This is a genomic window from Pseudomonas sp. WC2401 (genome assembly GCF_041200115.1).
Classification (GTDB): Bacteria; Pseudomonadota; Gammaproteobacteria; order Pseudomonadales; family Pseudomonadaceae; genus Aquipseudomonas; species Aquipseudomonas fragi.
Map to the genome: position 1 here is coordinate 1,263,508 of NZ_CP165623.1, position 25,027 is coordinate 1,288,534.

Sequence of the window (25,027 nt, forward strand, 5' to 3'; positions counted from 1 at the left end):
GCGGGTGAGCGGCGAACAATCGTGCCCTGCATCAATAGGTCTTTTGCTCAGTGGTCTATGGTAAAGGCCGGCTGGACTCTGACCTATTGTTGAAAGGAAACCAACGAATGAAACTCTCAGGAAAGATTGCATTGGTAACAGGGGCGGCCCAGGGCATTGGTCGCGGCATCGCACTGCGACTGGCCAGGGATGGCGCCGACATTGCACTGGTTGACCTGAACCTGGACAAGCTGCGCCACGTTGCCGAAGAAGTGCAGGCACTGGGGCGCAAGGCCGTCACCTTTGTGGCCGACGTGGGCGACCGCGAACAGGTGTTCTCGGCAGTTGATTACGCCCATAACCAGCTTGGCGGGCTGGACATCATGGTCAACAACGCGGGTATCTCCCAGGTCAAACCGTTGGCCGATGTCACCCAGGAAGAAGTCGAGCGCATCTACCGCATCAACGTGCAGGGCACCTTGTGGGGGATTCAGGCGGCGGCCGAGAAATTCCAGGCGCTCAAGCGCAAGGGTAAAATCATCAATGCCAGCTCCATTGCCGGTCACGAAGGCTATGCCCTGCTAGGGGTGTATTCCTCCACCAAATTCGCCGTGCGTGCCCTGACCCAGGCGGCGGCGAAAGAACTGGCAGTACACGGCATCACCGTCAACGCCTACTGCCCGGGTGTGGTGGGGACCGATATGTGGGTGGATATCGACAAGCGCATGTCGGAAATCACCGGCGCACCGATTGGCGCGACCTACGAGAAATTCGTCAGCGGCATTGCCTTGGGCCGGGCTGAAACCCCGGAAGACGTAGCGGCGTTCGTGGCTTACCTCGCCAGCCCGGATGCCGACTACATGACCGGTCAGGCGCCGCTGATTGATGGCGGGTTGGTGTTCCGCTAAGCCTCGCAATTGCATTCCTTGTGCAGGAGCGGGCTAGAGGTTGGAGCTGGCCCGTTCCCTCCTGCACCTGGTGTTAACGCCAGATCAGGTTACGGGCCGAGTCGAAAATTCTCGGACGCTTCACTGGAGTGAAAGCGAAGCTTCGTACAAAAAAGCTGAGTTTGAAGGCTTATTTTGTGCGCCCTGCCAGCGATTGCATCTGTGCCCTGCAGATGTCTCAAGCACGCTGGCGTGGCCACGAGAGAAAAAGCCATGAGTGAAATTCCTGTTGGTTTGAGTGCGCAGCCCGAGGGTTACAGTGACTGGTTGAGCGACCTTAAAGGCCGCATTCATGGCGCCCAGCAGCGCGCCACTTTGGCGGTGAACCGCGAGCTGGTGCTGCTGTACTGGCAAATCGGTTACGACATTTTGACCCGCCAGACGCAGCAAGGGTGGGGCACGAAAGTGATTGAACGTCTGGCGCTGGATCTGCGTGCAGCCTTCCCGGACATGAAAGGCTTCTCGCTGCGCAACCTCAAATACATGCGTGCCTTTGCCCAGGCATGGCCTGACACGGCAATAGTGCAGCAGGCTGTTGCACAATTGCCTTGGGGGCACAATCTGGTGCTGCTGGACAAACTCCCCGGCCCCGAGACCCGTCGCTGGTATGCGGCCAAGGCCATCGAACACAACTGGTCGCGAAATACGCTGGTCATGCAGATCCAGAACCGTTTACTGGAGCGCAGCGGCAAGGCCGTGAGTAATTTTGAAATCTTTTTGCCCAAACCCCAGTCCGATCTGGCCCGTGACTCGTTGAAAGATCCCTATCGCTTCGACTTTCTTGGTCTTGGCGCTGATGCCCATGAGCGAGAGATTGAAAGAGCTCTGGTCAGGCATGTGACTGATTTCTTGCTGGAGCTGGGCGCAGGATTTGCCTTCGTCGGCAAACAAGTGCTTTTGAATGTGGGAGGTGATGAGTTTTTCATCGACCTGCTGTTCTACCACCTCAAGCTGCGCTGCTATGTAGTGGTTGAACTCAAGGCCGGTAAATTCAAGCCGGAGCACCTTGGGCAGTTGGGTTTTTATCTGGCCGCCGTGGATGGGCAAGTCAAGGATCCCCAGGACAGCCCCACCATTGGCCTGTTGCTGTGCTCCAGCAAGAACAAGGTGGTGGCCGAGTACGCCTTGCGCGATAACAGCAGGCCCATCGGCGTAGCCGAGTACCAGTTGGTGGACTCCCTGCCGGCAGAGTTGCAGACCAGTTTGCCCAGCATCGAACAAATCGAGCGTGAGCTGGCAGGTGATGGCATCGCTATCGAGGAATGATGGTGGGTGATCGAGGGTTATTTCAGGCATTAAAAAGCCGGCTTGTGGCCGGCTTCTCGGGGGCGGGTTTGGTTTATTTTTGGTAAACCGTACTCGCCTTCAATCGGGACATCCAGTGCAGTGCAGCTGGGTGTGGGGCGGGGCGGCTTTTTGCTGCCGGGCCCTGCATTCCGGCTCGCTGGCTGCGAGGGGGATGCGCAAGTGCGGCGAATCATACTGGGGTTTGCGGACTTTTCCCAGACCCAAGGCTATTCGTCCAGCGTGCAAGGCACTCGCGGTCGTCTGCTGTTAAGCGTGGACCACCAGAATACCCAACCCAGTATCCGTATCTGTTGGGCCTGCACTTGCACGGCATTGAACACTTCGTCCGGATACTCCCGGCTGCTGTGGCAGCGCAAACGCAGGCCATTGCCGGGCAGGCGGTAAACGTAGCGGATGCGCAGCATGCCATCCTGCTCAAGGGCATAGATTTCGCCGTCGACGATTTGCGTCAGGCTGCGGTCGATGGCCACCGTGGAGCCGTCCTGAATTCGGTGGGCCATGCTATTGCCGATCATGGGTGCGCAAATGGCCTGGTCGGGGCTGACGTCCAGAGCCTGTAAGGTTGAACAACTGAGCCGCACGGTGCAATCGGGCATTCTCACCACCCGGGTCTTGCCTGAGCCATCGGGGTGCAAGGACTCATTGTAGAGCGGCACCTCAATGTCATCGGCAGCAGCCGGTTTGTGTTGCCCTGGCACCTGGTCCGGCGAGGTTTCGTCGTTGCTGCTGGCAAGGCCGGGATGCTTGACGCCTTCACCCGTGCGTAACCAGCGGCTGTTGACGCACAGCAGCTCGGCGATTTCGTCCAGGCGAGCCATGGGGATGCCCCGTTTGAACCAGTTGTTGACGTGCTGCGGCGTAACGCGGCGATTGGCTGCGAAGTCCGAAGCGGTTAAATGGCACTCCCGCAGGAGGGCTTTCAGGCGATCACCGGATGTATTCATGAACACAGAGTCTACGGGCAAGCCAAGCCCGTTTAAATAAACTAAGCGTTCAATAAAAGCAGAATAAAACTAGAAAATTCCTAGGCTTGCAGAGTTATTTCCTACATCGGTTGACTGGTCATCTGTGTGTCGTAAACAGGCTGTGTTATTGCGTTTATGCGGGCATAAAAAAACCCCGGCGAGCCGGGGTTTTCTTGACCGTTTGCTTAGCCTTTGTAGGCAGCAACCGATTTGGTGATTTCGGCACGGGCAGCTTCAGCATCGCCCCAACCTTCGATCTTCACCCATTTGCCTTTTTCGAGATCTTTGTAGTTCTCGAAGAAGTGCTGGATCTGCTGGATCAGCAGAGGTGGCAGGTCGGTGTACTCTTTCACGTCAACGTACAGCTGGGACAGCTTGTCGTGAGGCACTGCAACCACTTTGGCATCGCCGCCGCCGTCGTCAGTCATGTGCAGGATGCCAACCGGGCGAGCACGGATTACCGAACCTGGAGCTACCGGGTAAGGGGTCACTACCAGCACGTCCAGCGGGTCACCGTCGTCTGCCAGGGTGTTAGGGATAAAACCGTAGTTGGCCGGGTAGAACATCGGGGTGGCCATGAAGCGGTCAACGAACAGGCAATCGCTGTCTTTGTCGATTTCATATTTGATCGGCGCGTGGTTAGCCGGAATCTCGATAGCGACGTAGATGTCATTCGGCAGGTCTTTGCCAGCCGGAATCTTGCTGTAGCTCATTGGGCGGTGCCCCCGTTAGTAGGCCAGTTTGGTTGGCCGATTTGGCCAAAAAGTGGCGGCGATTATAGGCGTATTCCTATAAGGACGTCACCCTTGGGCGATCAGTGCTGCGCGCGGTATTCGGGGTGTTCGGTTTGCAGCTGCCTGAGGCGGGCAAGCGTGTCCTGACGATAGAACAGGCTCAACTGTTGATAGACCAGCGGGTAGGCATGGCTCAACAGGTCTGGCGCGCTGAAAAAATACTCGCTGGTCACCGCAAAGAACTCCGCCGGGTTTTCGGCCGCATAGGGGTCGATAGGCGCGTGATCGGGGTTATGGTGATCCAGGTAGTGGTTGAGGTGGTCGTAGGCCTGTTGCATGGCCTGGGTCCAGTCTTTGACCTGCATGCTGCTGTGCAAGGGCGGCATGCCATTGGCGGCGCCATTGAGCATGTCGAGCTTGTGCGCCAGTTCGTGGATCACCAGGTTGTAGCCTTCCCAGCCGCCGCTGGCCAGCACGCCCGGCCACGCCAGAACAACGGGGCCGTGCTGCCAGGCTTCGCCGCTGTGATGACCCTCCCACTCGTGTTCGACTCCGCTGGAGTCGCGATGGCGCTGGGGGCTGATGAAGTCGTCGGGGTAGAGCACGATTTCGTGAAAGCCCTGATACCAGTCCAGAGCACCCAGGTTAAGCAGCGGCAGTTGTGCCTGAGCGGCCAGCAACAGCCGGCCCTCTTCAGTCAGTTCAACCCCGGGCATGGGGGTCAGGTGCTTGTCTTGCAGAAACAATACGCTGCTGTCGCGCAGCCATTTGTCCTGCTCGTCAGTCAGCCCGTCGAGAATGCTCAGATGCTGGCGCACGGTGTGCCAGACGTCAGACGCGACCGGGTGTTGCGCCAGGATTCGCTGGCGCCGCCATTCACTTAGAGACCACATGGTGGCGCCGTCCCGATCAGGCTTTGGCTTTGACTGGGGTTCGGCCCAGGCGGCTGCGGATCACGCCAATGATCATCGGTACCAGCGACAGCAGGATGATGCCCACCACCAGCAACGACAGGTTCTTCTTGATAAAGGGCACGTTGCCGAAGAAGTAACCCAGGGTCACCAGGCCGCCGACCCACAAGATCGTGCCAAACACGCTGAACATAAAGAAGCGCGGGTAGAACATGCGTGCCACACCGGCAACAAACGGGGCAAAGGTGCGGAAGATCGGCAGGAAGCGCGCCATCGTTACGGTTTTGCCGCCATGACGCTCATAGAAGTCGTGGGTTTTTTCCAGGTAGTCGCGACGGAAAATTTTCGAGTTCGGGTTACTGAACAAGCGTTCGCCTGCCGTTCGTCCGATAACGTAGTTGGTACTGTCGCCCATGATCGCAGCCAGCATCAGCAAGCCTGCGAGCAGTACCGGGTCCATGCCGCCACCTGCAGCTACGGCGCCTGCAATAAAGAGCAGCGAATCACCTGGCAAAAACGGCATCACTACCAGGCCGGTTTCGCAAAAAATCACCAGAAACAGGATGGCGTAGATCCATGGCCCGTAATTGTTTACCAGCATGTCGAGGTACACATCGAGGTGCAGGATAATGTCGATCGGGTTGAAATCCATGTGAAGCACCTGTGTTGATGACCCGGCTCTGCAGGTCTGTGCGGGTAGGGATGCGTAGTTAACTACAACAATTGTAGTTTTTTCGTACTTTTTTGAAGAATCGGATTATACGGATTGAGACAAATTCTGCAGGTTGAGTTTGTAGCGAAGCGTGTATTGAGGGTGACAGGGTACTCAATTGACCGTTAATCACGGCGTGAATGCGTGAATGCGTGAATGCGTGGGAGCCTGGCTTGCCAGCGATGCAGGCCCCCTGGTCTCGATAGCAACCGCGTTGATGCCATCGCGGGCAAGCCCGGCTCCCACAGGAATTACTCGCCCTTTAGCAGGAAGTTTTCGCTAGGCGCTTCCATATCCAGCGTCTGCACCTGCGCTTCATCCTTCAGATTCACCCCCGACAATTGCCGACGGCAGGCTTCGCGCATCAGGTACGCCAGCCGATGAGCGGCCATGCCGTAGCTCAGGCCTTCAAGCCGTACATTGGAAATACAGTTGCGATACGCATCGGTCAGGCCGATTTTTGGCGCATAGGTGAAATACAGCCCCAGGCTGTCGGGGGAACTCAGGCCGGGACGTTCGCCGATCAGCATCACCACCATGCGGGCGCCCAGCAGTTCGCCAATTTCGTCGGCCACCGCGACACGGCCTTGCTCCACCAATATCACCGGCGACAACGTCCAGCCGTCGGTCGCCGTATGTTCCTCCATGCGCGCCAAAAAAGGCAGGGTATGGCGATGCACGGCCAGCGCTGACAAACCGTCGGCCACCACCACGGCTACGTCGATGCCGCCCGGGTTGGCTGCGGCGTAGTCGCGTAGTCGCTGGGCAGAATCGTCGTTGAGCTTGCGCCCCAGGTCCGGACGCTGCAGATAGCTATGGCGGTCAGCTGCGGCACTGTGCAACAGCAGGCTTGCGCGGCCGCGCTCGGCCAACTGTGTACTCAGGCCCGGATGATCAAACGGCAAATGCACCGCATCCCGTGCCTGGGCGTGGGCAAACTGGAAGTCGAGCTGGGCCTGGGTCGGCAGGCTGGTGCCGGTGCGGCCCAGGGCAATCCGCGCCGGGGTCAGTCGGCGCAGCTCCAGCCACGGGTTAAGGTTGTCGGCCATATTTAGCGCCCTCCCAAATGAGCCAGTGCCTGGCGAAATGCCGGCGGCAGTTGCTGGCCGAACTCGATGCGGCCATCGCTCTGGGTAAAAATTCCGACCTTGCTCAGCCACTGTTCAAACTCGGGTGCAGGCTTGAGCCCCAGGGTTTTGCGCGCGTACAACGCGTCATGGAAAGACGTGGTCTGATAGTTGAGCATGATGTCGTCCGACCCCGGGATGCCCATGATGAAGTTGATTCCGGCTACGCCCAGCAACGTCAACAGGGTGTCCATGTCGTCCTGGTCGGCTTCGGCGTGGTTGGTGTAGCAGATGTCACAGCCCATCGGCACGCCCAGCAGCTTGCCGCAGAAGTGGTCTTCAAGGCCCGCGCGGATGATCTGCTTGCCGTTGTACAGGTACTCGGGGCCGATAAAACCGACCACGGTGTTGACCAGAAACGGCTTGAAATGCCGTGCCACAGCGTAGGCGCGGGTTTCGCAGGTTTGTTGATCCACGCCGAAATGGGCGTTGGCCGACAGCGCGCTGCCTTGCCCGGTCTCGAAATACATCAGGTTATTGCCCAGCGTGCCGCGGTTGAGGCTCAAGCCGGCGTCGTAGCCTTCCTGCAAGATATTCAGATTAATGCCAAAACTGGCGTTGGCCGCTTCGGTGCCAGCTATCGATTGAAATACCAGGTCCAGCGGCACACCGCGGTTGATCGCTTCGATCGAGGTGGTGACGTGGGTGAGCACGCAGGACTGAGTAGGGATTTCATAGCGCTGGATGATCGCATCGAGCATGTTCAGCAAATCGCAGATCGAGGCAATGCTGTCGGTGGCCGGGTTGATGCCAATCATGGCGTCGCCATTGCCGTAGAGCAGGCCGTCGAGAATGCTGGCGGCAATCCCCGCCGGATCATCGGTGGGGTGGTTGGGTTGCAGGCGGGTCGACAGGCGGCCGCGCAGGCCCATGGTGCCGCGAAATTGGGTGACCACACGAATTTTCTGGGCCACCAGAATCAGGTCTTGCACGCGCATGATTTTTGATACAGCGGCGGCCATTTCCGGGGTCAGGCCCGGCGCCAAGGCGCGCAGGCTGTGCTCGTCGGCGGCGTCGCTGAGCAGCCAGTCGCGAAAGCCGCCGACCGTCAGGTGGCTGACCGGGGCGAAGGCCTGCAGGTCGTGGCTGTCGATGATCAGCCGGGTGACTTCGTCGGTCTCATAAGGGATCAGCATTTCTTGCAGGAAATAGGCGAGCGGGATGTCAGCCAAGGCCATTTGCGCAGCGACCCGTTCACCGTCGTTTTGCGCCGCCACACCGGCCAGGAAATCCCCGGATCGCGCCGGGCTGGCCTTGGCCATCACGTCTTTAAGGCTATCGAAACGGTAGGTCTGGGTGCCAACCGCATGTGAGAAAGTTGCCATTTGGGTGCTCCATGACGCCAGACGCGAAGCGTCTGGCGGATTCTCAGCGGTTAGTGCAAGGCCTTTTCGGCTTGTTGAATAGCCGCAAATTCCTCTTCCGGCGTACCGGCCACTAAATGGTGGCGACTGTAGAAAGCGAAGTAGGCAATTAATACTCCATAGATCACCGCGGCGCCAATCACCACGCGTGGATCAACCAGGAAACCGGCTACCACCGCCACACAGGCAAGCACCAAAGCAGTGCCCGACGTGAAAATCCCGCCCGGAGTGCGATACGGGCGCTCCATTTTAGGGCGACGAATACGCAGGGTGATGTGAGCAGCCATCATCAGCACATAGGAAATGGTCGCGCCAAATACCGCCACCAGAATCAGCAAATCGCCCTGGCCGGTCAGCGACAGGCCAAAGCCGATAATGCCGGGGATGATCAGGGCCAGCACCGGCGCCTTGCTTTTATTGGTTTCGGACAGCTTGCGCGGCAAGTAACCCGCACGGGACAAGGCGAAGATCTGACGCGAGTAGGCGTAAATGATCGAGAAGAAACTGGCGATCAAACCGGCCAGCCCCACCAGGTTCACAAAGCCGCCCATCCAGGTCGAGCCACCGTAGGCCTTGCTCAGGGCTTCAACCAGCGGGTTGCCCGATGCCATCAAGTGGTGCGCGCCGGCGCCGCCCGGGCCGATCACCAGAATCAGCAGGGCAAAGGTGGCCAGTACCAACATGGCGCCGATCAGCCCGCGAGGCAGGTCACGCTTGGGGTTTTTGGTTTCTTCGGCGGCCAGCGGCACGCCTTCCACGGCGAGGAAAAACCAGATCGCGTAAGGGATGGCGGCCCATACGCCGACATAACCGAACGGCAGGAAGGTGCTGGCGCCCTTGGCCTCGGTAACCGGGATATCCAGCAGGTTGGCGACGCTGAAGTGCGGCACCATCGCGACCAGAAATACCCCCAGGGCAATGGCAGCGACGGCGGTGATGATAAACATCAGCTTGAGCGCTTCGCCGACCCCGAAAATGTGGATGCCGATAAAGATGATGTAGAACGCCAGGTAGATCATCCAGCCGCCAATACCGAACAGCGACTCGCAATAGGCGCCGATAAAACAGGCAATGGCCGCGGGGGCGATGGCGTATTCGATCAGGATCGCGGTGCCGGTGAGAAATCCGCCCCAGGGCCCGAAAGCGCTGCGGGCGAAGCCGTAGCCGCCGCCGGCCGTGGGGATCATCGAGGACAGTTCGGCCAAGGAAAAGCACATGCACAAGTACATGGTGGCCATCAGCAGTGTGGCGATAAACATCCCGCCCCAGCCGCCCTGGGCCAGGCCGAAGTTCCAGCCGGCGTAGTCACCGGAAATCACATAGGCCACACCCAGGCCCACCAGCAGGACCCAGCCGGCAGCGCCTTTTTTAAGTTCACGTTGTTGGAAATATTCGGAGCCGACTTTTTCGAAGTCGACAGAGGACGCCGCCGCAGCGGCAGTTGGTTCGCTAGGCATGGGAATTCACCTGTTCTTTTATAGTTTGAGAAAATATGACAGGGAGATAAGCAAGAGCTGGGCCACAGGGCCTTGTGTAGCAGCTGCCGCAGGCTGCGTCCGGCGGCGAAGCCGTCGCAAGTTCAAACAATGCGGTCGTACAGAAACACCGCATTATCAGGATTTACGACGGCTTCGCCGCCGGACGCAGCCTTCGGCAGCTGCTACGGGGCGAGCGTAGGGGTTAGAAGAAACCCAGCGGGTTGATGTCGTAGCTCACCAGCAGGTTTTTGGTTTGCTGGTAGTGGTCGAGCATCATCTTGTGGGTTTCACGGCCAACACCGGATTTTTTGTAACCACCGAACGCGGCATGGGCCGGGTACAGGTGATAGCAGTTGGTCCACACGCGACCGGCCTTGATCGCCCGGCCCATGCGGTAGGCGCGGTTGATGTCGCGCGTCCACAGCCCGGCACCCAGACCGAACTCGGTGTCGTTGGCAATCGCCAGTGCTTCGGCTTCGTCCTTGAAGGTGGTGATGCTGACCACCGGGCCAAAGATTTCTTCCTGGAATACGCGCATTTTGTTGGTGCCCTTAAGCAGGGTCGGCTGGATGTAATAGCCGGTTGCCAGGTCGCCTTCGAGCTTGGCCACGGCACCGCCGGTGAGCAGTTGCGCGCCTTCTTTTTTAGCGATTTCAAGGTAGGACAGGATCTTGTCGAATTGCTGCTCGGAGGCCTGGGCGCCGACCATGGTGTCGGTGTCCAGCGGGTCGCCGCGCTTGATCGACTCGACCTTTTTCATCACCACTTTCATGAATTCGTCGTAGATCGATTCCTGGATCAGCGCACGGCTCGGGCAGGTGCACACTTCGCCCTGGTTGAAGAACGCCAGCACCAGGCCTTCTGCGGCCTTTTCAATAAAGGTTGGCTCGGCCTGCATGATGTCTTCGAAGAAGATGTTCGGCGACTTGCCGCCCAGTTCGACGGTGGACGGAATGATGTTTTCCGCCGCGCATTTCATGATGTGCGAGCCCACAGGCGTGGAGCCGGTGAACGCGATCTTGGCAATGCGCTTGCTGGTAGCCAGCGCTTCGCCTGCTTCCTTGCCGAAACCTTGCACCACGTTGAGTACGCCCGGTGGCAGCAGGTCGCCGATCAGCTCCATCAGCACGGTGATGCTCAGCGGGGTTTGCTCGGCAGGCTTGAGTACGATGCAGTTGCCGGCAGCCAGTGCCGGGGCAAGTTTCCAGGCGGCCATCAGCAGCGGGAAGTTCCACGGGATAATCTGCCCGACCACGCCCAGCGGCTCGTGGATGTGATAGGCCACGGTGTTGCCATCAATTTCGGCGGCGCTGCCTTCCTGGGCGCGGATGCAACCGGCGTAGTAGCGGAAGTGGTCGGCGGCCAGCGGCACGTCGGCATTCAGGGTTTCGCGCACGGCCTTGCCGTTGTCCCAGGTTTCGGAAACGGCCAGCAGTTCAAGGTTCTGCTCGATACGGTCAGCGATTTTCAGCAGCACCAGCGAGCGCGCCTGCACGCTGGTGGCGCCCCAGGCATCAGCAGCGGCATGGGCGGCGTCGAGGGCCTTGTCGATGTCTTCGGCGGTCGAGCGCGGGAATTCGGCGATGGCTTTGCCGTTTACAGGCGAGGTATTGGTGAAGTACTGGCCTTTGACGGGCGCCACGAATTCGCCGCCGATGTAGTTACCGTAGCGGCTCTTGAACGAGACGATCGAGCCTTCAGTACCGGGTTGTGCGTAACGCATGGTGGGTGTCTCCTGGCTTTATTGTGCTTATGGGAGGACGCGCTGTGGCGCTGTTACAAGCAGGAGCAAGGGCTGGGCCAGATTTGCGAAAGCCTTGCAGGTCGTGGCTTTGCGGGTTTAAGGCGGGCGTTGGGGCAGGGCGGATGTCACCGTTGTGGCACAGTCGCTGTGACAATTTGTACCATCGCTGGCACAAGCGATGACCGGCGGGTCAGTTCGCGATTGCAATGGCCGGTGAGCAGGAGGATGCTGGGTGTTCGGTTTGGACTGGATCCTTGTTGCCGCTGAGGGAAGTTTGCCTCTGACGAGCACGGGACCGCCGAGACAGAGCGGAGAACAATAAGAAATGCACAGTACTGATCTGCGCCGTCATGCACGGCAAGTCATTGATGTCACCCAGGGCCGCCCGCAAGGGTGTGACCCGTCTATCGTCCGCTCCTGGCAGCGTTGCCTGGAGGACTACCACCTTGACCCCACGCAAACCATCGCCCCCACCGTGCTTGAGCAAGGTCGCATCCTTGAAGGCCGTGAGCGTTTGCAGCAGGTGCTGAAAATCGCCGGTCACGAAATGAACAGCCTGCACCAGCAGCTCTCCGGTGCCGGGCACGCGGTACTGCTGACCGATGCCCGCGGCGTGATCCTCAACTGCGTTACTGCCCCCTCCGAGCGCAAGGTGTTCGAGCAGGCCGGGTTGTGGCTGGGCGCGGACTGGAGCGAGGCGCGGGAGGGCACCAACGGCATCGGCACCTGCCTGGTGGAGCGCCAGGCCCTGACCATCCACCAGGACGAACACTTTCGCGGGCGCCACACCGGCCTGACCTGTTCGGCCAGCCCGGTGTTCGACCCGCAGGGCGAGTTGCTGGCTGTGCTCGACGTGTCTTCGGCACGGCATGAGGCTTCGCGCCAGAGCCAGTTTCACACTATGGCGCTGGTCAATCTGTCGGCGAAAATCATCGAAAACAGCTACTTCCTGGGGCATTTCGAAAATCAGTGGCTGCTGCGCTTTCATCTGCAGGCCGAGTCTGTGGGGTTGTTCAGTGAAGGCATGCTGGCGTTTGATGGCGACGGGGTGATCTGCGCAGTCAACCAAAGCGCCTTGAACCTGTTGGGCCATATGCGTGACAGCTTGCTGGGGCTGTCGGTCGACACTGTGTTCGATTGCCCGCGCGATGAGCTGTTCAGCCGGGCCACACCCCAGGCCGGTACCAGTTGGCCGCTGCGCACCCGCGACGGGCGCCGATTGTTTGCGGCCCTGCGCGGTCAGCCGCGACATGTGCCAGCCCCGGTCGTCGTGCAGGCTGAGCCCACGCGTGCGCGCCCGAGCGGTATCTGCCTGGGGGATGAGGCGCTGCAGGAGGATTTTCGCCGGGCATTGCGGGTGTTTGAACGCGATGTGCCGCTACTGGTCAACGGTGAAACCGGTTCGGGCAAGGAGGCGTTCGCCAAGGCCGTGCATGAGGCCAGCTTGCGTAGCAGCAGGCCTTTTGTGGCGCTCAATTGCGCGTCGATCCCCGAAAGCCTGATCGAGAGTGAGCTGTTCGGCTATCGCGGCGGCAGTTTTACCGGAGCGCGCAAGGAGGGCATGCAGGGCAAGTTGCAGCAGGCCGATGGCGGCACCTTGTTCCTGGACGAAATCGGCGATATGCCGCTGGCGTTGCAGACCCGCCTGTTAAGGGTGCTGGAAGACCGGCTGGTGGTGCCCATTGGTGGCGAGCCGCTGGCAGTCAACGTGCGCATCATCAGTGCCACCCACCGCAATTTGCAGGAGCGTGTGGCCGACGGCAGTTTCCGCGAAGACCTTTTTTACCGCCTCAACGGGCTGGAAGTCGGCTTGCCGGCGTTGCGCGAGCGCACGGACAAATCTCAGTTGCTGGACTTTTTGCTGGCTGAAGAGGCGGCCGGGCAACGGCTGCGGATCACACCTGCGGCGCGTGAGGCGCTGCTGGGGTTCTCGTGGCCGGGCAACGTGCGCCAATTGCGCACGGTGCTGCGTACCCTGGCGGCGCTGTGCGAGGGCGACGTCATCCAGTTTGAGGACTTGCCGGCCATTATTCGGCTGGCGCCGGTCAAGGCGCCCGAGCCCTGTGAACACCCGCTCGAAGATGCCGAAAAACAGGCGTTGATCCTGGCACTGGAGCTGCACCGCTGGCACATGACCCATACCGCCCTGCAACTGGGGGTGAGCCGCAATACGCTGTATAGAAAGCTGCGCAAGCATGGGATTGAACGCTGAGCAGAGTGACTTGAGCATGTGGGAGCGGGCTTGCTCGCGATGGTATCAGCGCGGTCTGTCAGGCAAATCGCGGTGATGCCTTCGCGAGCAAGCCCGCTCCCACAACAGCGATGTGTGTGAGCGTCGATCAGAATCATCAGGTGCTAAAACAACCCTCCTACGCTACCCTTCCTCGATGATTTACGAGGTCGACTATGCACATTCATATTCTTGGTATTTGCGGCACTTTCATGGGCTCGCTGGCGGTGTTGGCCAAAGAACTGGGCCATCACGTTACAGGCTCTGACGCCAACGTCTATCCGCCGATGAGCACCCAGTTGCAGGCTCAAGGTATTGAGCTGACCCAGGGCTACGATCCTGCACAGCTCGATCCGGCCCCTGATGTGGTGGTCATCGGTAACGCGCTGTCCCGTGGCAACCCTGCGGTGGAGTACGTTCTCAACAAGGGCCTGCCTTATGTGTCCGGCCCGCAATGGCTGGCCGACCATGTGCTGCAGGGCCGCTGGGTGCTGGCCGTGGCCGGTACCCACGGTAAAACCACCACCAGCAGCATGCTGGCCTGGGTGCTGGAGCACGCGGGCATGGCCCCGGGGTTCCTGATCGGCGGCGTTCCGCAGAACTTTGCCGTGTCGGCCCGTTTGGGTGACACGCCGTTTTTTGTGGTGGAAGCCGATGAATATGACAGTGCCTTCTTCGACAAGCGCTCCAAGTTTGTTCATTACCGCCCGCGTACGGCGATCCTGAATAATCTTGAGTTCGATCATGCGGACATCTTCCCTGATTTGCCGGCCATTGAGCGGCAATTCCACCATCTGGTGCGTACCATTCCGAGTGAAGGGCTGGTGATCCACCCGACCACCGAGCCTGCATTGCAGCGCGTGATCGAAATGGGTTGCTGGACACCGGTGCAAACTACGGGCGTTGATGGCCAATGGCAAGCCAGGTTGCTCAGCGACGACGGATCACGTTTTGACGTGCTGTTTGAAGGCGTGCTGCAAGGTACCGTCGAGTGGGACATGACCGGCCAGCACAACGTCGCCAATGCCCTGGCGACCCTGGCAGCTGCCCGCCATGTAGGCGTAGTGCCGAGCATGGCCATTGACGGGCTGAGTGCTTTCAAAAGCGTGAAGCGGCGCATGGAAAAGGTTGCCGAAGTTCACGGTATTACCATCTACGACGACTTTGCCCACCACCCGACGGCGATCGCGACCACCCTTGATGGTCTGCGCAAGCATATTGGTGATGCACCGCTGATTGCAGTGATCGAGCCGCGTTCCAACTCCATGAAGCTGGGTGCCCACCGTGATGGCCTGCCGCAAAGCGTGGTGCAGGCCGATCATGTGGTCTGGTACGCCCCGGCGAATCTTGGCTGGGATCTGGCAGCAACAGTTGCATCGAGCCCGGTGCCGACCAACGTCTGCGATTCGCTGGAGGCCATCATTGCCGAGGTCAAAACCCGGGTTAAACCCGGCACCCATGTGGTGATCATGAGCAACGGCGGCTTCGGCGGCCTGCATGGCAAACTGGCGGAAGCGCTGCAATGAGTGGCCCTGAGCGCATTACCCTGGCGGTTACCGGTGCTTCCGGCATGCCTTACGCCTTGCGTCTGCTCGATTGCCTGGTGCGAGAAGACCGCGAAGTCCACTTCCTGATCTCCAAGGCCGCGCAATTGGTCATGGCGACCGAAACGGACGTCAATCTACCGCCCAAGCCACAGGCAATGCAGACGTTTCTGACTGAATACACGGGCGCTGCCGCCGGGCAGATTCGCGTATACGGCAAGGAAGACTGGATGTCGCCGGTGGCTTCGGGGTCGGGAGCACCTGCGGCGATGGTGGTCGTGCCGTGTTCCACCGGCACCCTGTCGGCGATTGCCACCGGGGCTTGCAACAACCTGATCGAGCGGGCAGCCGATGTGACGCTCAAGGAGCGCCGCCAGCTGATTCTGGTGCCGCGTGAGGCGCCGTATTCCAGTATTCACCTGGAAAACATGCTCAAGCTGTCCAATATGGGGGCGGTGATCGTGCCAGCATCGCCGGGCTTCTATCACCAGCCACAGACCATTGATGACCTGGTGGATTTTGTGGTGGCGCGCATTCTCAATCTGCTCAATATTCCCCAGGACATGCTGCCGCGCTGGGGCGAGCATCATGTTGGCGGCGATGAGTAAGGCGCTACTGGCACTGCTGGTAGCGGCTCTGGTGTGTGGATGTGCCAGCGTTCGCACGCTGGATGCCGCCAAGCCCGGTGCGCCTGTGGTCTATTCGGGAACCCGGCTGGACCTGTATGCGCTGGAGGGCGGGTGTTGTGCCAAGGATCGCTTTGGCGCCGAGGCACCGCGCCACCCCGGCCTGGACCTGCCCGCCAGCGCGCTGCTCGATACCGTGCTGTTGCCGTTGTCCGTGCTGACGGTGCTGGGTGTGGGGTTTCAGGCCAGCGGCGGCCTGTAGCCAGCAGGCTGGGTGATTACTTGCCCAGTTTGCGCAGCTCATCGGATTCGATCACCCGCACTCCGTCCTGCTCTTCCAGTGCCAGTCGCCACAGCGCACGCGCGAGTTGGCAGGCTTCAATGCCGTGGTACTTGCCCGGAATCAGCTTGGACAATGGCCCGGCGATCTGTTCGGCCAGGCGGGGCTCGATGCGATCACCCAGTAGCAGCGACGGGCGTGCGATGGTCAGTTGCGGCCAGTTCTGGGCGCGTAATGATTGCTCCATCTCGCCTTTGACCCGGTTGTAAAACACCGAGGATTTGGGGTCGGCGCCAATCGCGCTGACCACCACCAGATGGCGTGCGCCCATTTCCCGGGCGCGTTTGGCGAAAGCCACCACCATGTCATGGTCGACGGCGCGGAAGGCGGCTTCGGAGCCGGCCTGTTTGATCGTGGTGCCCAGGCAGCAGAAAGCCACATCGACCCGGCCACTGAGCTGGGGCAGGAACACCACCGGGTCACCCACCGGGTTTTCCAGGCGCGGATGCGCCGCCAGGGGTTTGCGCGAAGGGGCAAGCACGCGGGTGATGGTGGGCTCATTGAGCAGGCGGTCGAGCAGCAGTTCGCCCGTAAGGCCAGTGGCCCCGGCGAGCAGGATATGTGACGGCGTCAAGTGCATAGTGTTTCTCCCTTGATACAAACAGCTTAGTCATTGCAGGGGTATTTGCTTACTGCAAAGCCTGTTTTGCCTGTTGCTGACGTAAGCGTTGCCAGTGGGTCAGAACGCCTTTTGGCGCCCATATTTGCGGTTCAGATGGCTCGTAGCCATCAGCCTGTTCGCGCTCGGCCACATACTGCTTGGCCAGCTTGAAGGCTTTTTGCAGATCGTCGGTCTGGTTCAGCGCCTGGGCAAACAAGGCATTGCCGAAATAGGTGAAGTCGGCTTCTTCCGAGCAGCCAAAGGACACCCGATCAGCCTGGGATGCGGTCATGATCAGGGTTTTTTCATCCTTGAGCGCGGGGATGAAACCACCCGAGTAGCAGGATGAAATCACGATGATCTTGTCGCGGTTTTTCAGCGGCGCCAGGGCTGCCGCCAGTTCGTCGGCGGGCAGATCGGCCAGCTCCATGCGCGGCTGGTCCAGTACCAGCTCGTGCTCCTGGGTGCCGTGACTGGTGAGGTAGATAAACACCAGGTCTTCGGGGCCGGTGCGCTCGGCTAGGGTTTTTGCGGCGCGGTGCAGGTTTTCGCGGGTGGCCATCGGGCGATCGAGCAAGTGATCGCGGTGGTTGACCAGGGTGATCCGGCCACGGCTGCCAAAACGGCTGGTGAGCATGTCGCTGACGTAGTCGGCCTCGCGCTTGAACACGCTCTGCTTGCCGTCGCCTGCCAGTACCAGGCTGTACAGCTCGATGGCCGGGGTGGACGGGGCAACGTCGGCCAGGGCCTGGTTGAGCAGTGTGCCCTGATTGAGCAGGCCCAGCTCCAGCGGGTCGGGCAGGATCGCGCCCTTGGCATCGCGCACCCGCTGGCCGTTGAGCCAGTAGCCGCTTTGTACGGTGCCGTCGCTCAGGGTCAGGGTGCCCTGGCCCTGATAGGTGTCTGCGGCGAATTCGCCGTCATAGGTGCTGCCGTCAGGCAGGCTCAAATGGCCGGGGCCATTGAAGCGCCATTCGTTGAACTGGCCGCGATAGTGGCTGCCGTCGATGCCGATCAGCTCGCCCTGGCCGGTCAAGGCGCCGTCCTTGAAGTCGCCGATCCATACATCGCCGTCGGCATTTTCGTAGCGGCCCTTGCCGTTGAGCTGGTTGTTCCTGAACGCGCCCTCATACTGGTCGCCGTCGGCGCTGTTGAACACGCCGTTGCCTTCCAGCTCGCCATTGACGAATTCGCCGACGAACTCATTGCCGCTGGCGTCGCTGCGCCGGCCGGTGCCGTGGGGCTTGCCGTGGGCAAACTGGCCCTGGTACTGGCTGCCGTCTTCCAGCTCCAGATGGCCGTCGCCCGAGAACTGGTCATCCTTGAAGTCGCCGCGATAGCTCAGGGAACCTTGCTTGAGCGTGCCCTCGCCCTCGCGGTTACCCAGCTTGAACCCGCCCTCGTAGGTGCTGTCGTGGGTCGTCAGGCGGCCCTGGCCGCTGTACAGGCCTTGGGCGAAATCGCCGCGATAGCTGTCGCCATTGCTGGCGTGCCACTCGCCCTGGCCGTGCCACTGGCCATTTTTGAAGCCCCCTGCGTACCAATTGCCGTTCGGGTAGTCGATACGGCCCTGGCCTTGCAGCAACCCGTTGACCACTTCGCCTCGGTAGCGTCCGCCATCGGGCAGGCGTGCGTCGGGGGGTGACAGTGATTCACCGTCACCACAGGCCGTCAGCAGCAGGGTCAAAGCAAGGGGGGCAAGTGGGCGCATAGCGGGATCCGGATAATTAAGCCACCGAGTATGCCGTAGCAATACAGGCTGTCTATAGGCCCGGATGAAACATCAACAGTTATTCAATGCCAAGGTGTAAGCCTGGGCCGTTGGTCGGCGGGACGTGCTTATAATGCGGTACAAAAATATTCGCTGGAGAGGTGAAATGTTGTTACGCGGCTTGACTTGGCTGGTGCTGTTTCAATTGCTCGGCACGGCGCTCAATCACTTGTTCGTCCCTGTATTGCCTGGGCCTATTATCGGATTGTTGCTGCTGTTGGGCTTTTTGGTGGTGCGCGGTCAAGTCAGCGAGCCATTGAGTCAGGCTGCCAGCGGGCTGTTGCGCTATTTGCCATTGTTGCTGGTGCCGCCTGCGGTGGGCGTGATGGTGTATGCCGCCGACATTGCCGCCGACTTCTGGGCCATTGTCGGGGCGCTGGTGCTGTCGCTGTTGATCTCGATGGCGTTTGTCGGGGTGTTGATGCAGCGCCTGCTCAAGAACCACAGCCATACCGAGGAGCGCCCATGAATATGCAATGGCAGGGCGCTTGGGAGTCCGTTATCCACCATCCGCTGTTTGGCATCGGTATCACGCTTGGCGCCTATCAGCTGGTGCTCGCCGCGTACGAAAAAACCCGCTGGATTTTCCTGCAACCGGTACTGGCTTCGATGCTGCTGGTGATCGGTGTGTTGCTCAGTTGCGGCTTGAGCTACGCGGAGTACCGTAAAAGCACCGATATCCTGAGCATTTTGCTGGGCCCCGCGACTGTGGCGCTGGCGGTGCCCTTGTACCTGAACCTGCGGCGCATCCGGCAGTTGTTCTGGCCCATTTTTACTACGCTGGTGATTGGGGGGGTGTTTGCCACCGCGCTGGTGGTGGGCCTGGCCTGGTGGTTCGGTGCCGAACACATGGTGCTGATGACCCTGGCGCCCAAATCCGTCACCTCGCCGATCGCCATGCTGGTGGCCGAGCAGATCGGTGGTGTTGCGGCGCTGGCGGCGGTATTTGTGTTGATCACCGGTGTGATCGGCGCGATTTGCGGGCCGGCTCTGCTGAATCTGTTGCGGGTCAGCAGCCCCGAGGCCCGGGGGATGGCGCTGGGCATGACGGCGCACGCAGTCGGCACGTCGGTGGCCCTGCAGGAAAGTGAAGAGTGCGGCGCCTTTGCGGCGTTGGCGATGAGTCTGATGGGTGTGGCTACGGCGGTGTTTTTGCCGTTGGCCGTGACCCTGGTGGTGTAAAGGTGAAGCTATGACGTTGCCGCTGTTTCCTTTGAATACCGTGCTGTTTCCGGGGTGCGTGCTGGATTTGCAGCTATTTGAAGCGCGCTACCTGGACATGATTGCCCGCTGCATGAAGCAGGGTACGGGCTTTGGTGTGGTGTGCATCCTCGATGGCCGGGAGGTTGGCGATGTGCCGCAGGGTATCGCCGGGATCGGTTGTGAAGCCCTGATTCGCGATTTTCAGCAGCAGGACAACGGCCTGCTGGGCATTCGCGTCGAAGGCGGGCGACGTTTTGAAGTGCTGGGCACGCAGGTGCAGCGCGACCAGTTACTGGTGGCTGAAGTCGAGTGGCTGGATGACGCCCCCGAGCAGCCGCTGCAGGAAGAGGACCAGGACCTGCTGGCCTTGCTCAAGGCCCTGGCCGAGCACCCGATGGTGGCGGCCCTGAACATGAGTACCGAGGTGGCGGGGCAGCAGTCCTTGTCCAATCAACTGGCGTACCTGTTGCCCTTTGCCGAGGCAGACAAGATCGAGCTGCTGCAGGTCAATGACCCGCAGCAGCGACTGGACGGGATCCAGGTGCTGCTCGATGAGATCCAGGGCGAGGCCCTCAACTGAGGTCAGTAGGCGTAGCGCAGCAGCTCCCTGGACAAATGCGCGAGCATGAAAAACCCGTAGAGCGCGGTGACTGACGGCAAGATCAGCCACCAGACTTTTTGCGGGACCGGTGCCAGGGGCATGAAGCGCTGGCTCAGGGCCAGGGCAAACGCGTTGACGGTGATGGCGAGCAGGGCGCCTGCGGTGATGTCGGTCGGCCAGTGAGCGCCGAGGTACACCCGTGACATGGCCACGGTGATCGCCAGCAGACAGCCCAGTAATACCCAGGTGACGCGCATGCGCTGTGGCTGATTGCGCCCGGCGAGGATCGCCAGGGCGACAAAGAACGCAAAGGCGCCCGAACTGTGGCCGCTGGGCATGCTGTAGGTGGTCAGCGGGTCGGCCAGTACTTCGGGGCGTACCCGGGCGAAGAAGTGCTTGGTCGTTGTATTGGCCAGCGCGGTAACCAGCGTGACCCCGCCAAAGAACCACATGGCCCGCCACTGCCGGGTAAACAGCAAAATGACGCACACCAGTGCTGCCGCCAGAAACTGTGTGCGGAAGTTGCCGATTTGCGTCACCAGTACGGCGGCAGTGTCCAGGGTGCTGCTGCGATGCTCTTGTACCAGGGCGGTGATGCCCTGATCGAAGGCGGTCATATGCGGATAACCGACAAAAACGGCCAGCAGCAGGGCGAGGCTGAGTGTGCCGATCAGTAGCGTGGTCCGGGGCTGGCGGCGGATGCTGGCATTGATGCTCAAGCCCAGCAGCGCGGCGAGGCCCACCGCTACGATGGCAGCCTGGGGCCAAAAGCCTTCAGGTAACGGCAGGCGAATGGCCGCGCCGGTCGCCCAGCCCGGCAGCAGGTACGCCACCGACCAGCCGGCACCCGCCAGCAGGCTGACGCCGATAAAACGCGGGATCGGCATGTCGCACATCCCTGCCACCATTGGCAGCATGGGGCGTAGCGGGCCGATAAAGCGCCCGACCAGCAGGCTGACGATGCCATAACGATGGAAATAGCTTTCGGCGCCGTTCATCCACTCCGGGTGCGAGCGCAACAGGGGCAGGCGGCGGATGTTCTGATGGAAGCGTCTGCCCAGGGCGTAGGACACGGCGTCACCCAGCAGCCCGCCAAGAAAGCCCAGCAGCAGGGTTTGGCCCAGAGACAGGGCGCCGCTGCCAGCCATGACGGCAATGGCGAACAGCAACACGGTGCCGGGGACGATGATCCCGGCAATTGCCAGGCATTCGACGCAGGCCACAATAAATACCGCGAGGCCCAGCCACTGCGGGTTGGCTGTGAGCCAGCCGGTGATGCTATCGAGCCACGGGCCCATGTTTCGATTTCCTTGTCTGCGTTTGGGGTGTTTGCAGGGGCTACAGCCTTGAAGCTGGCCCGGCTCTATTTGTGGGAGCGGGCTTGCTCGCGATGCAGGCCCCGCGGTCTGTCAGGAAAAATGCGCTGATGCCATCGCGAGCAAGCCCGCTCCCACAGGGTCAGTTGTGTTCCAGGGTGATGAAGTCCCGCCCCTCAACCTGGCCACGGCGCAACGGGTTGCGGGTGCAGTACTTAGCGTAGTCAGCGTCCACAAAGCGATACATCAAATGCTCGTCCCGCCCGTGAGGGATGCCCAGACGCGTGGTCTGGATGATTCGCGAAGGTCGTTGTGTGACGTCATCGATCCACAAACGTTCGGGGTCGAAACATTTTGCATCCCATTCACGCACTTTCAGGCCCAGCGCCTTGCACAGCAGGGTCTGCCCCGCGCAAAGTTTGTGTTGCGGGCGGGGGTGGCCTTGGGCATCGGGGTTGTTGCGTTGCATTTGCGCGAGGCTGTCAGCGCCCGACAGCTCGTCCAGCCACGGATGGGCCGACTTGATCAGCACGGCATTGCCGGCCCCGTGGGCACTGAAATTCAGCGAATCACCGCCGCGGGCGTAATACATGTAGATGTTGCCGCCATCAAGAAACAGCGCCTTGCGTTTGTCGGTATAGCCCAGCGAGGCGTGGCTGCCCTTGTCGGCAAGGTAATAGGCTTCAGTCTCGATAATCCGTGCGCTGAGCCACAGGCCGTTGACTCGATGGCGAATGACTTTACCCAGCAGTTCGCGGGCAACAAGCTGGGCGTCACGGTCGAAAAAGGCATCAGGCAGCATTGTGGGCATGTGCAGGACGGTCAGTGGATAGCTGAAAAGGGGCAGATCATAGCAAGTCATGCTTAATCGGGGCTGAACGCAGTGTATTTACCGTCCATTTCGACCATCCGCCTGCCACCGCTGTGCGTAAGGCGGCTGGACCGCTATAATCGGCCGCTTTCCTCCCTGCCAAGACCCTTGAGACCATGACTGAGTCCGTTCTTGACTACATGACCCGCCTGGGTCGCGCTGCTCGCGAAGCTTCCCGCGTGATCGGCCGTGCCAGTACAGCGCAGAAAAACCGTGCCCTGCACGGCGCTGCAGCTGCACTGGACGCCGCTCGTCTGGAGCTGGTTGCCGCCAACGAACTGGACCTGGCCGCCGGCCGGGCCAACGGCCTGGAGCCGGCCATGCTGGAGCGCCTGGCGCTGACCCCTGCACGCATCGACAGCATGATTGTCGGTTTGCGTCAGGTGGCAAGCCTGCCAGACCCCATCGGCGCGATCCGCGACATGAGCTACCGCCCCTCGGGTATTCAGGTAGGCAAGATGCGTGTGCCGCTGGGTGTAGTCGGAATCATCTATGAATCGCGTCCGAACGTGACCATCGATGCGGCCAGCCTGTGCTTGAAGTCGGGCAATGCCACCATCCTGCGCGGTGGTTCTGAGGCGATTCACTCCAACCGTGCCATTGCTGTGTGCATCCAGCGCGGCCTGGCCGAGGCCGGTTTGCCGCCGGCCGTGGTGCAAGTGGTTGAAGTGACTGATCGTGCCGCCGTTGGCGCGCTGATCACCATGCCCGAGTACGTTGATGTGATTGTGCCTCGTGGCGGCAAGGGCCTCATCGAACGGGTCAGCCGTGACGCCAAGGTGCCAGTTATCAAGCACCTTGACGGTATTTGTCATGTGTACGTCAGTGCCCATGCCGATCTGGCCAAGGCGCAGCGCATTGCCTTCAATGCCAAGACCTACCGTTATGGTATTTGCGGCGCGATGGAAACCCTGCTGGTGGATCAGGCCGTGGCGGCAGCGTTTTTGCCGGCAATGGCTGAACAATTTCGCGACAAAGGCGTCGAACTGCGCGGTTGCGAACGCACCCAGGCGCTGATCGACGTGGTTGCCGCTACCGAAGAAGACTGGAACACCGAGTACCTGGATGCAATCCTGTCGATTCGCATCGTTGACGGGCTGGACCAGGCGATTGAGCATATCAATCACTATGGCTCCCATCACACCGACTCGATCGTCACTGAACACCAGGGCGATGCCCGGCGTTTTATGGCCGAAGTGGACTCCAGTTCGGTGATGCTCAACACACCCACCTGCTTTGCCGATGGATTTGAATACGGATTGGGTGCGGAGATTGGCATTTCTACTGATAAGCTGCACGCCCGCGGCCCGGTGGGTCTCGAAGGTCTGACCTGCGAGAAGTACATTGTGGTCGGTGATGGCCAGTTGCGCGGCCAGGAGCCGGTCTGACTTGGCCACCCTGAAAGCGTCAGTGCCGGCCCCTGTGATCGACGTGTTACCCCAGCGCATTGGCGTACTGGGCGGAACCTTTGATCCGGTGCATATCGGCCATCTGCGTGGCGGGCTGGAAGTGGCGGAGATGATGGGGCTCGACGAGCTGCGTCTGACCCCCAACGCCAGGCCGCCTCACCGTGACACGCCACAAGTGTCGGCCCACGACCGTTTGGCGATGGTCGAGTGCGCGGTCGCAGGAGTGGCTACGCTGGTAGTGGACGCCCGGGAGCTGCAACGGGACAAACCGTCCTACACGATTGATACGCTGGAATTGATGCGGGCCGAGATGGCCGCGCATGACCAGCTGTTTTTACTGTTGGGCTGGGACGCGTTTTGCGGACTGCCCACATGGCATCGCTGGGAAGAGTTGCTCCAGCATTGCCATATCCTGGTGCTACAGCGCCCGGATGCCGACAGCGAACCGCCGGATGCCTTGCGCAACCTGCTGGCAGCGCGCTCGGTAAGCGACCCGCTGGCCCTGAAGGGGGCCAGCGGGCAGATTGCATTCGTTTGGCAGACGCCGCTCGCGGTATCCGCCACCCAGATCCGTCAACTGCTGGCCAGCGGTAAGTCGGTACGTTACCTGGTGCCCGACGCGGTCCTGGCCTACATCGATGCGCACGGGCTTTACCGTGCGTCGAACTGAAAAAGGGTGTGTTTCAAGGCGCCAATTGACGCGTATTGAAACACCCGAACATACGAGCAAAACGAGTTTTATATGACTGACAAAGATGTAAGCAAAGTAAAGCGCAAAGGCACCTTCAAAAGCGCGCCATTGCCAGAAAAAACCTTCAGCGCCGAGCCTTTGAAAGGTGAAGAGCTGGTCAAGGTTGCGGTTGCAGCCCTTGAAGACGTCAAGGCCCAGGACATTCAGGTCATCGACGTGCGTGACAAGCACAGCATCACTGACTTCATGATCATCGCTACCGGTACTTCGAACCGTCAGATCGGCGCGATGCTCGACAAGATCCGCGAAGCGGTGAAGGCTCTGGGCGTCAAGCCGCTGGGCGAAGAAGGCAAGGGCGACAGCGACTGGGTGCTGCTGGACATGGACGACGTGATCGTTCACATGATGACTGCCAGTGCCCGTCAGTTCTACGACCTGGAGCGTCTGTGGGCCGGTGCTGAACAAAGCCGTGCAGGCAGCGCTGCTCACCACAGCCCGGAAAACACCCATGAGCACTTCCTGAAGCTCAACAAAGACCAAGAGTAAGGGTTCGCT

At 60.5% G+C, this 25,027-nt stretch carries 24 protein-coding genes; 12 read left to right on the forward strand and 12 right to left on the reverse strand.

What is annotated here, in order from left to right; translation table 11 throughout:
• Nucleotides 1–107 precede the first annotated feature (107 nt).
• Both AB3G35_RS05770 and AB3G35_RS05775 read left to right on the forward strand, forming a co-directional pair.
• Nucleotides 108–887 carry an acetoin reductase gene (locus AB3G35_RS05770; RefSeq protein WP_016779238.1) on the forward strand — a complete coding sequence of 260 codons (780 nt, stop codon included), beginning with the start codon at nucleotides 108–110 and terminating at the stop codon, nucleotides 885–887.
• A 252-nt stretch (nucleotides 888–1,139) separates the two neighbouring features.
• Nucleotides 1,140–2,192 (forward strand): PDDEXK nuclease domain-containing protein, encoded by a 1,053-nt coding sequence (locus AB3G35_RS05775; protein ID WP_340079007.1) that lies wholly within the window; start codon nucleotides 1,140–1,142, stop codon nucleotides 2,190–2,192.
• A gap of 248 nt (nucleotides 2,193–2,440) precedes the next feature.
• Here the strand turns inward: AB3G35_RS05775 and AB3G35_RS05780 are convergent, their stop codons facing one another.
• The 8 genes from AB3G35_RS05780 to AB3G35_RS05815 form a co-directional block, all read right to left on the reverse strand.
• Nucleotides 2,441–3,178, reverse strand: coding sequence for an XRE family transcriptional regulator (locus AB3G35_RS05780; RefSeq protein ID WP_106116340.1), 738 nt, complete (start codon nucleotides 3,176–3,178; stop codon nucleotides 2,441–2,443).
• Nucleotides 3,179–3,384: 206 nt separating this feature from the next.
• Nucleotides 3,385–3,912, reverse strand: coding sequence for an inorganic diphosphatase (gene ppa, locus AB3G35_RS05785; RefSeq protein WP_016779241.1), 528 nt, complete (start codon nucleotides 3,910–3,912; stop codon nucleotides 3,385–3,387).
• Nucleotides 3,913–4,013: 101 nt separating this feature from the next.
• On the reverse strand, nucleotides 4,014–4,826 hold the full coding sequence (locus tag AB3G35_RS05790) for a zinc-dependent peptidase (protein ID WP_169883335.1): 813 nt from the start codon (nucleotides 4,824–4,826) through the stop codon (nucleotides 4,014–4,016).
• Between the two features lie 16 nt (nucleotides 4,827–4,842).
• Nucleotides 4,843–5,496, reverse strand: a complete 654-nt coding sequence (locus AB3G35_RS05795; protein ID WP_016779243.1) for a DedA family protein — start codon at nucleotides 5,494–5,496, stop codon at nucleotides 4,843–4,845.
• A gap of 311 nt (nucleotides 5,497–5,807) precedes the next feature.
• Entirely contained in the window at nucleotides 5,808–6,605 is a 798-nt protein-coding gene (eutC, locus tag AB3G35_RS05800) for an ethanolamine ammonia-lyase subunit EutC (protein ID WP_086795776.1), read from the reverse strand.
• Between the two features lie 2 nt (nucleotides 6,606–6,607).
• A complete protein-coding gene (locus tag AB3G35_RS05805; protein ID WP_095039840.1) occupies nucleotides 6,608–8,008 on the reverse strand; it encodes an ethanolamine ammonia-lyase subunit EutB in 1,401 nt (466 codons plus the stop codon).
• Nucleotides 8,009–8,058: 50 nt separating this feature from the next.
• Entirely contained in the window at nucleotides 8,059–9,504 is a 1,446-nt protein-coding gene (gene eat / locus AB3G35_RS05810; protein ID WP_016779246.1) for an ethanolamine permease, read from the reverse strand.
• Nucleotides 9,505–9,727: 223 nt separating this feature from the next.
• A complete protein-coding gene (locus tag AB3G35_RS05815) occupies nucleotides 9,728–11,248 on the reverse strand; it encodes an aldehyde dehydrogenase family protein (RefSeq protein WP_016779247.1) in 1,521 nt (506 codons plus the stop codon).
• A gap of 346 nt (nucleotides 11,249–11,594) precedes the next feature.
• Between AB3G35_RS05815 and AB3G35_RS05820 the strand changes: the two genes are divergently transcribed.
• The 4 genes from AB3G35_RS05820 (at nucleotide 11,595) to AB3G35_RS05835 (ending at nucleotide 15,931) form a co-directional block, all read left to right on the forward strand.
• Nucleotides 11,595–13,481 carry a sigma-54-dependent Fis family transcriptional regulator gene (locus tag AB3G35_RS05820; protein ID WP_315245495.1) on the forward strand — a complete coding sequence of 629 codons (1,887 nt, stop codon included), beginning with the start codon at nucleotides 11,595–11,597 and terminating at the stop codon, nucleotides 13,479–13,481.
• 194 nt (nucleotides 13,482–13,675) lie between these two features.
• Nucleotides 13,676–15,025: a UDP-N-acetylmuramate:L-alanyl-gamma-D-glutamyl-meso-diaminopimelate ligase gene (gene mpl, locus AB3G35_RS05825; RefSeq protein ID WP_086795779.1), complete on the forward strand. Its 1,350-nt coding sequence runs from the start codon at nucleotides 13,676–13,678 to the stop codon at nucleotides 15,023–15,025.
• Nucleotides 15,022–15,651, forward strand: a complete 630-nt coding sequence (gene ubiX, locus AB3G35_RS05830; protein ID WP_016779250.1) for a flavin prenyltransferase UbiX — start codon at nucleotides 15,022–15,024, stop codon at nucleotides 15,649–15,651. The genes mpl and ubiX overlap by 4 nt, the downstream gene beginning before the upstream one ends.
• Complete coding sequence (locus AB3G35_RS05835) at nucleotides 15,644–15,931, forward strand: YceK/YidQ family lipoprotein (RefSeq protein WP_029611202.1); 288 nt, start codon at nucleotides 15,644–15,646, stop codon at nucleotides 15,929–15,931. Before ubiX ends, AB3G35_RS05835 begins: the two co-directional genes overlap by 8 nt.
• Before the next feature lie 16 nt (nucleotides 15,932–15,947).
• Here AB3G35_RS05835 and AB3G35_RS05840 read toward each other — a convergent pair whose 3' ends face one another.
• Nucleotides 15,948–16,589 carry an oxidoreductase gene (locus tag AB3G35_RS05840; RefSeq protein WP_086795780.1) on the reverse strand — a complete coding sequence of 214 codons (642 nt, stop codon included), beginning with the start codon at nucleotides 16,587–16,589 and terminating at the stop codon, nucleotides 15,948–15,950.
• Between the two features lie 49 nt (nucleotides 16,590–16,638).
• Complete coding sequence (locus AB3G35_RS05845; protein ID WP_169844818.1) at nucleotides 16,639–18,321, reverse strand: C13 family peptidase; 1,683 nt, start codon at nucleotides 18,319–18,321, stop codon at nucleotides 16,639–16,641.
• A 166-nt stretch (nucleotides 18,322–18,487) separates the two neighbouring features.
• On the opposite strand from AB3G35_RS05845, the gene AB3G35_RS05850 reads away from it, so the two are divergent.
• The 3 genes from AB3G35_RS05850 to AB3G35_RS05860 are packed head-to-tail and all read left to right on the forward strand — an operon-like array spanning nucleotide 18,488 to nucleotide 20,164.
• Nucleotides 18,488–18,850: a CidA/LrgA family protein gene (locus AB3G35_RS05850; RefSeq protein WP_016779254.1), complete on the forward strand. Its 363-nt coding sequence runs from the start codon at nucleotides 18,488–18,490 to the stop codon at nucleotides 18,848–18,850.
• A 2-nt stretch (nucleotides 18,851–18,852) separates the two neighbouring features.
• Nucleotides 18,853–19,563: an LrgB family protein gene (locus AB3G35_RS05855; RefSeq protein WP_369782726.1), complete on the forward strand. Its 711-nt coding sequence runs from the start codon at nucleotides 18,853–18,855 to the stop codon at nucleotides 19,561–19,563.
• A 10-nt stretch (nucleotides 19,564–19,573) separates the two neighbouring features.
• A complete protein-coding gene (locus AB3G35_RS05860; protein WP_016779256.1) occupies nucleotides 19,574–20,164 on the forward strand; it encodes an LON peptidase substrate-binding domain-containing protein in 591 nt (196 codons plus the stop codon).
• A gap of 2 nt (nucleotides 20,165–20,166) precedes the next feature.
• Here AB3G35_RS05860 and AB3G35_RS05865 read toward each other — a convergent pair whose 3' ends face one another.
• Both AB3G35_RS05865 and AB3G35_RS05870 read right to left on the reverse strand, forming a co-directional pair.
• The gene (locus AB3G35_RS05865) at nucleotides 20,167–21,483 is read right to left on the reverse strand and encodes a bifunctional DedA family/phosphatase PAP2 family protein (protein WP_083369753.1); all 1,317 of its coding nucleotides are present in this window, start codon (nucleotides 21,481–21,483) and stop codon (nucleotides 20,167–20,169) included.
• A gap of 160 nt (nucleotides 21,484–21,643) precedes the next feature.
• Nucleotides 21,644–22,312 carry a DNA-3-methyladenine glycosylase gene (locus tag AB3G35_RS05870; RefSeq protein ID WP_106116384.1) on the reverse strand — a complete coding sequence of 223 codons (669 nt, stop codon included), beginning with the start codon at nucleotides 22,310–22,312 and terminating at the stop codon, nucleotides 21,644–21,646.
• 176 nt (nucleotides 22,313–22,488) lie between these two features.
• Here AB3G35_RS05870 and AB3G35_RS05875 point away from each other — a divergent pair, with 176 nt between their 5' ends.
• The 3 genes from AB3G35_RS05875 to rsfS all read left to right on the forward strand — a co-directional run bounded on the left by AB3G35_RS05875 (nucleotide 22,489) and on the right by rsfS (nucleotide 25,018).
• A complete protein-coding gene (locus tag AB3G35_RS05875) occupies nucleotides 22,489–23,760 on the forward strand; it encodes a glutamate-5-semialdehyde dehydrogenase (protein ID WP_029611204.1) in 1,272 nt (423 codons plus the stop codon).
• On the forward strand, nucleotides 23,729–24,451 hold the full coding sequence (gene nadD / locus AB3G35_RS05880) for a nicotinate-nucleotide adenylyltransferase (protein ID WP_083369754.1): 723 nt from the start codon (nucleotides 23,729–23,731) through the stop codon (nucleotides 24,449–24,451). Before AB3G35_RS05875 ends, nadD begins: the two co-directional genes overlap by 32 nt.
• A gap of 72 nt (nucleotides 24,452–24,523) precedes the next feature.
• Complete coding sequence (gene rsfS / locus AB3G35_RS05885; protein WP_016779261.1) at nucleotides 24,524–25,018, forward strand: ribosome silencing factor; 495 nt, start codon at nucleotides 24,524–24,526, stop codon at nucleotides 25,016–25,018.
• The last annotated feature ends 9 nt before the right edge of the window (nucleotides 25,019–25,027 follow it).

Bases quoted from the DNA above. Each gene is read 5' to 3' on its own strand.
- AB3G35_RS05840 (WP_086795780.1), bottom strand. From the start codon at position 16,589: ATGCACTTGACGCCGTCACATATCCTGCTCGCCGGGGCCACTGGCCTT.
- ubiX (WP_016779250.1), top strand. From the start codon at position 15,022: ATGAGTGGCCCTGAGCGCATTACCCTGGCGGTTACCGGTGCTTCCGGC.
- AB3G35_RS05795 (WP_016779243.1), bottom strand. From the start codon at position 5,496: ATGGATTTCAACCCGATCGACATTATCCTGCACCTCGATGTGTACCTC.
- AB3G35_RS05865 (WP_083369753.1), bottom strand. From the start codon at position 21,483: ATGGGCCCGTGGCTCGATAGCATCACCGGCTGGCTCACAGCCAACCCG.
- rsfS (WP_016779261.1), top strand. From the start codon at position 24,524: ATGACTGACAAAGATGTAAGCAAAGTAAAGCGCAAAGGCACCTTCAAA.
- nadD (WP_083369754.1), top strand. From the start codon at position 23,729: ATGGCCAGTTGCGCGGCCAGGAGCCGGTCTGACTTGGCCACCCTGAAA.
- AB3G35_RS05850 (WP_016779254.1), top strand. From the start codon at position 18,488: ATGTTGTTACGCGGCTTGACTTGGCTGGTGCTGTTTCAATTGCTCGGC.
- AB3G35_RS05790 (WP_169883335.1), bottom strand. From the start codon at position 4,826: ATGTGGTCTCTAAGTGAATGGCGGCGCCAGCGAATCCTGGCGCAACAC.
- AB3G35_RS05870 (WP_106116384.1), bottom strand. From the start codon at position 22,312: ATGCCCACAATGCTGCCTGATGCCTTTTTCGACCGTGACGCCCAGCTT.
- AB3G35_RS05875 (WP_029611204.1), top strand. From the start codon at position 22,489: ATGACTGAGTCCGTTCTTGACTACATGACCCGCCTGGGTCGCGCTGCT.
- ppa (WP_016779241.1), bottom strand. From the start codon at position 3,912: ATGAGCTACAGCAAGATTCCGGCTGGCAAAGACCTGCCGAATGACATC.
- eutC (WP_086795776.1), bottom strand. From the start codon at position 6,605: ATGGCCGACAACCTTAACCCGTGGCTGGAGCTGCGCCGACTGACCCCG.
- AB3G35_RS05860 (WP_016779256.1), top strand. From the start codon at position 19,574: ATGACGTTGCCGCTGTTTCCTTTGAATACCGTGCTGTTTCCGGGGTGC.
- AB3G35_RS05815 (WP_016779247.1), bottom strand. From the start codon at position 11,248: ATGCGTTACGCACAACCCGGTACTGAAGGCTCGATCGTCTCGTTCAAG.
- AB3G35_RS05820 (WP_315245495.1), top strand. From the start codon at position 11,595: ATGCACAGTACTGATCTGCGCCGTCATGCACGGCAAGTCATTGATGTC.
- AB3G35_RS05805 (WP_095039840.1), bottom strand. From the start codon at position 8,008: ATGGCAACTTTCTCACATGCGGTTGGCACCCAGACCTACCGTTTCGAT.
- AB3G35_RS05775 (WP_340079007.1), top strand. From the start codon at position 1,140: ATGAGTGAAATTCCTGTTGGTTTGAGTGCGCAGCCCGAGGGTTACAGT.
- AB3G35_RS05770 (WP_016779238.1), top strand. From the start codon at position 108: ATGAAACTCTCAGGAAAGATTGCATTGGTAACAGGGGCGGCCCAGGGC.
- eat (WP_016779246.1), bottom strand. From the start codon at position 9,504: ATGCCTAGCGAACCAACTGCCGCTGCGGCGGCGTCCTCTGTCGACTTC.
- AB3G35_RS05845 (WP_169844818.1), bottom strand. From the start codon at position 18,321: ATGCGCCCACTTGCCCCCCTTGCTTTGACCCTGCTGCTGACGGCCTGT.
- AB3G35_RS05835 (WP_029611202.1), top strand. From the start codon at position 15,644: ATGAGTAAGGCGCTACTGGCACTGCTGGTAGCGGCTCTGGTGTGTGGA.
- mpl (WP_086795779.1), top strand. From the start codon at position 13,676: ATGCACATTCATATTCTTGGTATTTGCGGCACTTTCATGGGCTCGCTG.
- AB3G35_RS05855 (WP_369782726.1), top strand. From the start codon at position 18,853: ATGCAATGGCAGGGCGCTTGGGAGTCCGTTATCCACCATCCGCTGTTT.
- AB3G35_RS05780 (WP_106116340.1), bottom strand. From the start codon at position 3,178: ATGAATACATCCGGTGATCGCCTGAAAGCCCTCCTGCGGGAGTGCCAT.